The organism is Kluyvera sp. NPDC087067 (genome assembly GCF_044745165.1).
Lineage (GTDB): Bacteria > Pseudomonadota > Gammaproteobacteria > Enterobacterales > Enterobacteriaceae > Kluyvera.
Map to the genome: position 1 here is coordinate 34,660 of NZ_JBIUZS010000001.1, position 9,618 is coordinate 44,277.

7 protein-coding genes are annotated in these 9,618 nt (G+C 56.7%); 3 read left to right on the forward strand and 4 right to left on the reverse strand.

What is annotated here, in order from left to right; translation table 11 throughout:
• Positions 1–24 precede the first annotated feature (24 nt).
• Genes ACIPDS_RS00165 through cecR form a run of 4 tightly spaced genes read right to left on the reverse strand, consistent with a single transcriptional unit; the run spans position 25 to position 4,549 of the window.
• Positions 25–1,158, reverse strand: a complete 1,134-nt coding sequence (locus ACIPDS_RS00165) for an ABC transporter permease (RefSeq protein WP_400731856.1) — start codon at positions 1,156–1,158, stop codon at positions 25–27.
• Entirely contained in the window at positions 1,148–2,887 is a 1,740-nt protein-coding gene (locus ACIPDS_RS00170; RefSeq protein ID WP_400731857.1) for an ATP-binding cassette domain-containing protein, read from the reverse strand. Before ACIPDS_RS00170 ends, ACIPDS_RS00165 begins: the two co-directional genes overlap by 11 nt.
• Positions 2,880–3,875 (reverse strand): secretion protein HlyD, encoded by a 996-nt coding sequence (gene hlyD / locus ACIPDS_RS00175; protein WP_166515086.1) that lies wholly within the window; start codon positions 3,873–3,875, stop codon positions 2,880–2,882. Before hlyD ends, ACIPDS_RS00170 begins: the two co-directional genes overlap by 8 nt.
• The gene (gene cecR / locus ACIPDS_RS00180) at positions 3,875–4,549 is read right to left on the reverse strand and encodes a transcriptional regulator CecR (protein WP_400733374.1); all 675 of its coding nucleotides are present in this window, start codon (positions 4,547–4,549) and stop codon (positions 3,875–3,877) included. Before cecR ends, hlyD begins: the two co-directional genes overlap by 1 nt.
• 229 nt (positions 4,550–4,778) lie before the next feature.
• Here cecR and rhlE point away from each other — a divergent pair, with 229 nt between their 5' ends.
• The 3 genes from rhlE to ybiB all read left to right on the forward strand — a co-directional run bounded on the left by rhlE (position 4,779) and on the right by ybiB (position 9,479).
• A complete protein-coding gene (gene rhlE / locus ACIPDS_RS00185) occupies positions 4,779–6,146 on the forward strand; it encodes an ATP-dependent RNA helicase RhlE (protein ID WP_166514939.1) in 1,368 nt (455 codons plus the stop codon).
• 96 nt (positions 6,147–6,242) lie between these two features.
• Positions 6,243–8,390, forward strand: coding sequence for an ATP-dependent DNA helicase DinG (gene dinG / locus ACIPDS_RS00190; protein WP_400731858.1), 2,148 nt, complete (start codon positions 6,243–6,245; stop codon positions 8,388–8,390).
• Between the two features lie 120 nt (positions 8,391–8,510).
• Complete coding sequence (gene ybiB, locus ACIPDS_RS00195) at positions 8,511–9,479, forward strand: DNA-binding protein YbiB (RefSeq protein WP_400731859.1); 969 nt, start codon at positions 8,511–8,513, stop codon at positions 9,477–9,479.
• Positions 9,480–9,618: the final 139 nt, after the last annotated feature.

Consider the following 9,618-nt stretch of genomic DNA (forward strand, 5'->3'; position numbering starts at 1 on the left):
AGCGCAGCGCCGCCGGGAGGGGCATTAATCCAACCGACGTTTGGTTTTCATCCACGTCAGGCCAATAAACATCACCGCCGAAGCGATTAAAAACAGGGTATTAATGATCAGCACCACCGGGATATTGCCCGCCAGAAACAGGCTTTGCAGGGTGCTGACGAAATACCGTGCCGGAATGATATAGGTCACTACGCGAATCGCCGCCGGCATACTGTCTATCTGGAAAATAAACCCGGACAGCATAATCGACGGCAAAAATGCGGCGTTAAGCGCCACCTGGGCGGCGTTAAACTGGTTGCGGGTGATGGTCGAAATTAAAAGCCCCATCCCCAGCGTGCTGAGTAAAAACAGGCTGGTGATGAAAAACAAAATAATCAGCGACCCGCGATACGGCACGCCAAGAATAAACACCGACACCAGCATACACAGCAGCATCGCCAGCATGCCGAGGAAATAGTAGGGGATAAGCTTACACAACAGCAGTTCGACGCGCGTGACTTCCGTTGACAGCAGCGCCTCCATGGTGCCGCGCTCCCATTCGCGGGCAATCACCAGCGAGGTCAGAATTGCGCCGATCACCGTCATAATAATGGTGATAGCCCCAGGAATGATAAAGTGCTGACTTATCGCCGCCGGGTTAAACCAGTAGCGCGTCTGCACGTCAATCAGCGGCGTGAAGGTCTGGCCGTTATCCTCCGCGCGCTGTTGCTGCCAGATTTGCCAGATGCCCTCGACATACCCCTGTACAAAGTTCGCGGTATTCGGCTCGCTGCCGTCGGTGATCACCTGAATTGGCGCATCGTCGCCAGCCCGCGCCATCTTCTTATCGAAATCAACCGGCACCACCACCAGCCCACGAATGCGCCCGGCCTGCATCATCTCAACCAGCTGCGCGTGATTATCGCTAATGGTCGCGTCAATATAGGGCGAACCGGTGAGCGTGTGGGTAAAATCCAGCGCCTCTTTACTTTGTTGTTCCAGCAATACGCCAACGCGCAGTTTGCTGGAGTCGAGGTTAATGCCGTAGCCAAAGATAAACAGCAGCAGCAGCGGGATCACCACGGCAATCAGCCAGCTACTGGGATCGCGGATAATCTGCCGTGTCTCTTTGACGCACAGCGCCCGCACGCGCCGCCACGACAGCCCTTTAGCGCTCATCGGCATGCTCCTTATCCCAGTCATTTATGAGGGTGATAAATGCCTGCTCCATGGTCGGGTCTGACTGCTTTTCGTCCGCCGCCTGCGCTTTTAAATCGTCCGGCGTGCCGCTGGCGATTAATTTGCCGCGGTACACCAGGCCAATGCGATCGCAGTACTCCGCTTCATCCATAAAGTGGGTGGTCACCATCACCGTGACGCCTTTCTCCACCATGCTGTTGATATGGAGCCAAAATTCGCGGCGGGTGATGGGGTCAACGCCGGAAGTCGGTTCATCGAGGAACAGAATATCCGGTTCGTGCATCAGCGAGCAGGCCAGCGCCAGACGCTGCTTAAAGCCCAGCGGCAGCGCGTCGGTAGTATGGCGGGCAATCTCATCGAGCCCAAACGCTTCGCTCATACTACGGATTTTTTCATTCTGCGCGCGACCGCGCAGGCCGTACACCCCGGAGAAAAAGCGCAGGTTTTGCTCAACGGTCAGGTTGCCGTAAAGGGAGAATTTTTGCGCCATATAGCCTAAATGCTGGCGCGCTTTACCGGAACCGGTTTTCAAATCCATGCCCAGCACCAGCGCATTGCCGGAGGTGGGTACCAGTAGACCGCACATCATCTTAAAGGTGGTCGATTTTCCGGCACCGTTTGGGCCCAGCAGGCCAAATATCTCGCCGCGTTTGACGGCGAAGTTAACATGGTCGGTGGCAGCAAAATCGCCAAATTTCTTGGTCAACTGTTTGGCTTCAATCACCGTTTCGTCAGGCGTCCCCTCCACGGTATGCAGAATGGCGCCCAGCGGCGATTCTGAGGTGCCCGCGCCGCCGAGCAGATCGATAAACGCATCCTCAAAGCGCGGGGTAGTCTCCTCAATTTCCAGTTCAGGCATGCCCGGCACGCGTTGCAGATCTTCTGCAGTGGCGGATTTTTTGAGGATCGTGCGCACTGACCGGCCCTGAATCATGCCGTCGCTGACGATCTCCTGCTTTAGCGCCCGTTGCAGCAGCTTACGGTTATTTTCCGCCGGGCTGTGCATCAGGAAGCTGCGCCCAGCCATGGTGCGGGTGAGGGCGGTCGGCTCGCCTTGATATAACAGCTCGCCTTCGTTCATCAGCAGCACGTCCTGACACTGCTCGGCCTCGTCGAGATAGGAGGTACTCCACAGAATCAGCATCCCGTCGCCCGCCAGCTCATGAACCATCTGCCACAGCTCGCGGCGCGAGATAGGATCGACGCCAACGCCGGGTTCATCCAGCAGCAGTACTTTAGGCTCGCCGACCAGCGTACAGGCCAGCCCCAGTTTCTGTTTCATCCCGCCGGACAGCTTGCCCGCCAGCCGCGAGGTAAACGGGCCAAGCGAGGTAAATTCCAGCAGCCGGGCGAAGGTTTTCTCCCGGGTTTCACCGGTCACGCTGCGCAGGTCGGCGTAGAGATTGAGGTTCTCCATCACCGTCAGGTCTTCATACAGCCCGAATTTCTGCGGCATGTAGCCCATCACCGCGTGCAGGGCGCTATCATCATTAATGGGATCAAGCCCCAGCACCGTAGCACTGCCTTCATCGGGCTTAAGCAGCCCGGCGAGCATGCGCATTAGCGTGGTTTTTCCCGCGCCATCAGGCCCAACCAGACCGGTAACGTAGCCCGATTGAATGGTACAATCCAGCCGGGCTACCGCCGGTTTTTTCATCCCGGCGAACTCTTTAACCAGCCCGTGAAGCTGGATCTGATGTTCACTCATGACGCGGCTCATCGTCAAAACTGAGCGTCACCGGCATCCCTTGACGCAGGCTGGCATCGGCGTCGGTCACGATGATGCGCAGACGATAAACGAGGTCGGTACGCAGGTCTGGCGTTTCGACCGTTTTCGGCGTGAACTCGGCGGTAGGTGAAACAAAGCCAATCTTGCCGTGATATGGCTTATCAGGACGACCGTCGGTATACAGCAGGATTTCACGCCCCGGCTGTGCCTGGTTTAAATTCTTCTCATCAACATACGCGCGTACCCAAACCGGATGCGTCAGCGAGAGGGTCATGACCGTACTGCCGGCGGTAAGCATACTGCCCGGTTCCACGGCGCGGGTTAATATCGTGCCATCAGCAGGGGCGGTTAATACCGTGTCTTGTAAATCAAGCGTTGACTGGGCCAACTGCGCCTGGGCCTGTTCCAGATTGGCTTTCGCCTGGGCAATTTCCTGCGGACGATTACCGGCGCGATACTGGCTTAATTTATCCTGCGCTGATTTCAGCGTGGCGAAGGCCTGGTCGCGTGAGGAGCGGGCGTTGGCCAGATCGTTGGCTGAAATGGTGCGGCTGTTCCACAATCCTTGCTGGCGCTGCAAGAAGCTTTGCGCATAATCATAGGCGGCCTGCGCCTGTTTCACGGCGGCTGCGGCCTGAGCGATCTCTTCTGCCCGGTAGCCCGCCATCATCAAATCGTACTGCGCTTGTGCCGTCGCCACATTGGCTTTGGCCTGCATTAACGCATTTTCATACGGCGCTTTGTCGAGTTGGCCCAGCGTTTGCCCAACCTTTATCGCGTCGCCTTCATCGACGTTCAGTGATTGCAAACGACCGCCGACGCGGAAGCTCATATTAACCGTGCGAATGTCGACGTTTCCATACAGCGTCAGACCGTTATTTTGCAAGCTCTGATACCACCACGTCCCCGCGCCAATCAGCGCGACAAGCACAGCAACGGCCAGAATAAGGGCGACCGGTTTTTTCATCACTTCAGGCTCCTTTGGGTTAATCCTTGCAAAATAAAATCGATATGGCAGGTCACAACCTGAAAGATTTGCTCGGCTTTCTCGCCATCAAACTGCGACCAGCCGGTGCGCATCAGAATCGTTTCCCGCCCGAGGCGGAATGCCAGAACTTCACCCAGCAGTGCATGGGTGTGGAGGATCATCTGCGTGCTATTGGCATCGCAGCCAGTATAGGCTGCAATCAGCCGGGTGAGGTGCGCGTGCAGCGGCGCAATCACCTGGTCGTGAATACGCTGATAGGCGGCCGTCGGCGAAAGCTGTTCGCGGGAGATAAATTTGCTCAGGTTGAGCGTGTCGTCCTGGGTCAGCAGTAAGATCATGTTTCGGCAGGCTTGCAGAATTAAGCTGCGCATTGCTTCCCGGTTCGGCTGCGCTTCGGCAAAGAGTTTTTCAGCGGCCTCCGCATGCGGGCGAAAATTTTCGCCGATAAAGTCAGCAATCCACTGCGCACAGGCCTGGTATAAATCTTCTTTTGAGCCAAAATAGTAGGTAATGGCAGCAATGTTCTGCCCGGCCTCGGCCGCAATATCGCGAGTTGTGGCGTGCAGGCCATATTCGCCGAACTGGGCGAGCCCGGCGGCGATGAGCTGGTTTTTAGCTTGCTCACCTTTGCTGGTTATTGGCGTTACATTCATCATGCCACCAAAAATTAATCAAATGATTGATTAAGATTATGCTGCGTTTTTAATCTTGTCCAGTCCGGTGAATAATCTTGTTTTCCCCCGTTAAGGGGATAATTTATGCGGTGTATCACAAAAACTGCTACACTCCGCCCCTTCATGACATTGTGGTTTTTGTCATTCCCTCGTTTTTTATCCCCTCGAAAACTACACCGCATGCGGTCGGGGTGGGTGTGGAGTATGTATGTCTTTTGATTCCCTCGGATTGAACCCCGAAATTCTGCGTGCCATTGCTGAGCAAGGTTACCAGGAACCCACCCCCATTCAGCAGCAGGCGATTCCTGCTGTACTGCAGGGCCGTGACTTGATGGCGAGCGCCCAAACCGGTACCGGTAAAACGGCAGGCTTTACTCTGCCGCTGCTGCAAACCCTGGTATCCCGTGAGCCGCACGTTAAAGGTCGTCGCCCGGTACGCGCGCTGATCCTCACCCCTACGCGTGAACTGGCTGCGCAGATTGGTGAGAACGTGCGTGAATACAGCCGCTACCTGAACATTCGTTCGCTGGTGGTTTTCGGTGGTGTGAGCATTAACCCGCAGATGATGAAGCTGCGCAGCGGCGTTGACGTGCTGGTGGCGACACCGGGCCGCCTGCTGGATCTGGAACATCAAAATGCCGTGAAGCTCGATCAGGTAGAGATCCTGGTGCTGGATGAAGCCGACCGCATGCTGGATATGGGCTTTATCCACGATATCCGTCGCGTGTTGACCAAACTGCCCGCGAAGCGTCAGAACCTGTTGTTCTCTGCAACCTTCTCCGACGACATTAAAGGCCTGGCTGAAAAACTGCTGACCAACCCGCTGGAAATTGAAGTGGCGCGCCGGAATACCGCTTCCGAGCAGGTGACGCAGCACGTTCACATGGTGGACAAAAAGCGTAAACGCGAACTGCTGTCGCAGATGATTGGGGAAGGTAACTGGCAGCAGGTGCTGGTGTTTACCCGTACCAAACACGGTGCGAACCACCTGGCTGAACAGCTCAATAAAGACGGTATCCGCAGCGCGGCTATCCACGGCAACAAATCGCAGGGTGCGCGTACCCGCGCGCTGGCCGATTTTAAATCCGGCGACATCCGCGTACTGGTGGCGACCGATATCGCCGCTCGTGGTCTGGATATCGAAGAACTGCCGCACGTTGTGAACTTCGAGCTGCCAAACGTGCCGGAAGATTACGTTCACCGTATCGGTCGTACCGGCCGCGCGGCGGCGACGGGTGAAGCGCTGTCGCTGGTCTGTGTCGATGAAATTAAACTGCTGCGTGATATCGAACGCCTGCTGAAAAAAGAGATCCCACGTATTGCGCTGGAAGGTTATGAGCCGGATCCGTCTATCAAGGCTGAGCCGATTCAAAACGGTCGCCAGCAGCGCGGCGGTGGCAACGGCGGCGGTCGTGGCCGTCAGGGTCAAGGCCAAGGCGCGGGCCGGGGTCAACAGGCACCACGCCGTACCGACGGCGGGGCACCGAAAGCCAAGCCGCGCAGTGCGGATGGCAAACCGGCTAGCGATAAGCCGCGTCCGCCGCGTCGCCCGCGTAGAATCACCCCAGCACAGTAAATTGCGAGCCCGGCCGAAAGCCGGGCTTTCTTTTTTGCGGCAACCGCCAGAAGATGTCACAATAGTGGCTGTTTATACAGTATCTCAGGTTTTCTCATGGCTTTGACCGCCGCGCTAAAAGCGCAAATCGCCGCCTGGTACAAGGCGCTCCAGGAACAGATACCCGACTTTATCCCCCGTGCGCCGCAGCGGCAGATGATTGCGGACGTCGCAAAAACGCTGGCCGGGGAAGAGGGGCGGCATCTGGCTATCGAAGCACCGACCGGCGTCGGGAAAACCTTGTCCTACCTTATCCCCGGCATCGCTATCGCCCGGGAAGAACAAAAAACGCTGGTGGTGAGTACCGCCAACGTCGCCTTACAAGATCAGATCTACAGCAAAGACCTGCCGCTGCTGCGCAAAATTATTCCCGATTTACGTTTTACCGCAGCCTTTGGTCGCGGCCGTTATGTCTGTACGCGCAACCTGTCAGCGCTTGCCAGCACTGACCCAACCCAGCAAGACCTGCTCGCCTTTCTTGAAGACGAACTGACGCCGAATAATCAGGAAGAACAGAAGCGCTGCGCAAAGCTAAAAGGCGATCTGGACAGCTATAAATGGGACGGTTTGCGCGATCACACCGACGTCGCGATTGATGACGACCTGTGGCGGCGTCTCAGCACGGATAAAGCCAGCTGTCTCAATCGTAACTGCCATTACTACCGCGAATGCCCGTTTTTTGTCGCCCGCCGCGAGATTCAGGAAGCGGAAGTGGTGGTCGCCAACCACGCGCTGGTGATGGCGGCAATGGAGAGTGAAGCGGTACTGCCAGAGCCGAAAAACCTGCTGCTGGTGCTTGATGAAGGCCATCATTTGCCGGATGTGGCCCGCGATGCGCTGGAGATGAGCGCGGAAATTACTGCCCCGTGGTATCGGCTTCAGCTCGATCTCTTTAGCAAGCTGGTGGCAACCTGCATGGAGCAGTTCCGCCCGAAAACCACGCCGCCGCTGGCATTGCCGGAGCGGCTGACCGCACACTGCGAAGAGCTTTACGAGCTTATCGCCTCGCTCAACAATATCCTCAATCTTTATCTGCCAGCGACCCAGGAGGCTGAACATCGCTTCCCGATGGGCGAGTTGCCTGACGAAGTGATGGAAATCTGCCAGCGCCTGGCAAAACTGACCGAAATGCTGCGCGGGCTGGCCGAGCTATTTTTAAACGATCTCAGCGAGAAAACCGGCAGCCACGATATCGTGCGCCTGCATCGGATTATTTTGCAGATGAACCGCGCGCTAGGGATGTTTGAATCCCAGAGCAAACTGTGGCGGCTGGCGTCGCTGGCGCAGGCTTCGGGCGCGCCGGTGACCAAATGGGCGACGCGCGATGTGCGCGACGGGCAGATGCACGTCTGGTTCCACTGCGTGGGCATCCGCGTCAGCGATCAGCTTGAACGCCTGCTGTGGCGCAGCGTACCGCATATTGTTGTCACTTCCGCGACCCTGCGTTCGCTTAACAGCTTCTCGCGCTTACAGGAAATGAGCGGCTTGAAAGAGAAAGCGGGCGACCGCTTTGTGGCGCTGGATTCCCCGTTTAATCATGTTGAACAAGGCAAGATCATCATCCCGCAGATGCAGTATGAACCGCTTATCGACAACGAAGAGCAGCATATTGCCGAGATGGCGGCCTATTTCCGCCAGCAGGTTGAGAGTAAAAAACATCATGGCATGCTGGTGCTCTTTGCCAGCGGTCGCGCTATGCAGCGCTTTCTGGAGCATGTTCTCGACCTGCGTTTAATGTTGCTGGTGCAGGGCGATCAGCCGCGCTATCGGCTGGTGGAGCTGCATCGTAAGCGGGTGGAGAACGGCGAGTACAGCGTGCTGGTTGGGCTACAATCTTTTGCTGAGGGGCTCGATCTTAAAGGTGAGCTTCTAAGCCAGGTGCATATTCATAAAATCGCCTTCCCGCCTATCGACAGCCCGGTAGTGATAACCGAAGGTGAGTGGCTGAAAAGTCTCAACCGCTATCCTTTTGAGGTGCAGAGTTTACCGAGCGCCTCGTTCAACCTCATTCAGCAGGTGGGGCGTCTTATCCGTAGCCACAGCTGTTGGGGCGAAGTGATCATCTACGATAAACGGTTGTTGACCAAAAACTACGGTCAGCGTTTACTGAATGCGTTACCGGTATTTCCTATCGAACGCCCGGAAGTCCCGGAAGTCAAAGCGTTAAAACCGAAAGCCAAAACGCCGCGCCGTAAAAAACGGTAGCCCGGTAGGCCTGATAAGGCAAAGCCGCCATCAGGCGAGCTTTTCAGGGTGCCTGATAGCGCGCACTTGGGTTTTTCGCGAAAATGCTGCTGTCGAATGAGTATTCAAAAGGAGTCGCACATGGATTACCGCAAAATCATCAAAGAGATCGGGCGAGGCAAAAATCACGCTCGCGACCTGGATCGGGATACCGCGTGCGGCTTATATACCCGAATGCTTGCAGGGGACGTGCCGGATCTGGAAATGGGCGCCATCTTGCTTTCCATGCGCATTAAGGGCGAGGGAGAGGCGGAAATGCTGGGCTTCTATGAAGCTATGCAGCACCACACTCTTCGTCTGACGCCACCGGCAGGCAAGCCGATGCCGATTGTTATTCCGAGCTATAACGGCGCGCGCAAGCAGGCTAACCTCACGCCGCTGCTGGCGATGCTGCTGCACAAGCTGGGTTTCCCGGTCGTCGTACACGGCGTCAGTGAAGATCCCACGCGCGTGCTGACGGAAACCATTTTTGAATTAATGGGTATCGCGCCGACGCTTCATGCTGGGCAAGCACAGGCGAAACTCGACGGTCATCAGCCGGTTTATATTCCGATTAGCGCGCTGTGCCCACCGATGGAAAAACAGCTGGCAATGCGCTGGCAGCTGGGCGTGCGCAACAGCGCCCACTCGCTGGCGAAACTCGCCACGCCGTTTGCAGAAGATGCAGCTTTGCGCCTGTCGAGCGTGTCGCATCCTGAGTATGTGGGCAAAGTGGCGAAGTTCTTTAGCGATATCGGCGGCCGTAGCTTGTTGATGCACGGCACGGAAGGGGAAGTGTACGCCAATCCCCAGCGTTGCCCGCAGGTGACCCTGATTGATGCGCAGGGGGCGCGGGTGGTTTACGAAAGGCAAAGCGAACAAACGGAAGAGGCGGTGGTGTTACCTACGGCAAAAGATCCGCAAACAACAGCGCACTGGATTGAACGCTGTGTGGCGGGGGTAGAGCCGGTGCCACAATCGCTGAAAATTCAGATGGCCTGCTGTTTGCTGGCGGCGGGTGAAGTTAGCTCTCTGGCAGATGGCTTAGCGCGCGTCGCGCAGATGTATTAAGCCTTTGAGCATTCCCGGCGGCGGGGGGGGGGGGGGGGGGGGGGGATTATTTTATTTTTTTTTTTGGGGGGGAGGCCCGCCCCCCCCCCCCGCCCCCCCCCCCAAAAAAAACACAAAAAAAAAAAAACCACGCCGCGCG

What these genes read in the sequence shown, in the direction of transcription:
- rhlE (WP_166514939.1), top strand. Translation starts at nt 4,779, where the DNA reads ATGTCTTTTGATTCCCTCGGATTGAACCCCGAAATTCTGCGTGCCATT.
- ybiB (WP_400731859.1), top strand. Translation starts at nt 8,511, where the DNA reads ATGGATTACCGCAAAATCATCAAAGAGATCGGGCGAGGCAAAAATCAC.
- ACIPDS_RS00165 (WP_400731856.1), bottom strand. Translation starts at nt 1,158, where the DNA reads ATGAGCGCTAAAGGGCTGTCGTGGCGGCGCGTGCGGGCGCTGTGCGTC.
- ACIPDS_RS00170 (WP_400731857.1), bottom strand. Translation starts at nt 2,887, where the DNA reads ATGAGTGAACATCAGATCCAGCTTCACGGGCTGGTTAAAGAGTTCGCC.
- hlyD (WP_166515086.1), bottom strand. Translation starts at nt 3,875, where the DNA reads ATGAAAAAACCGGTCGCCCTTATTCTGGCCGTTGCTGTGCTTGTCGCG.
- cecR (WP_400733374.1), bottom strand. Translation starts at nt 4,549, where the DNA reads ATGAATGTAACGCCAATAACCAGCAAAGGTGAGCAAGCTAAAAACCAG.
- dinG (WP_400731858.1), top strand. Translation starts at nt 6,243, where the DNA reads ATGGCTTTGACCGCCGCGCTAAAAGCGCAAATCGCCGCCTGGTACAAG.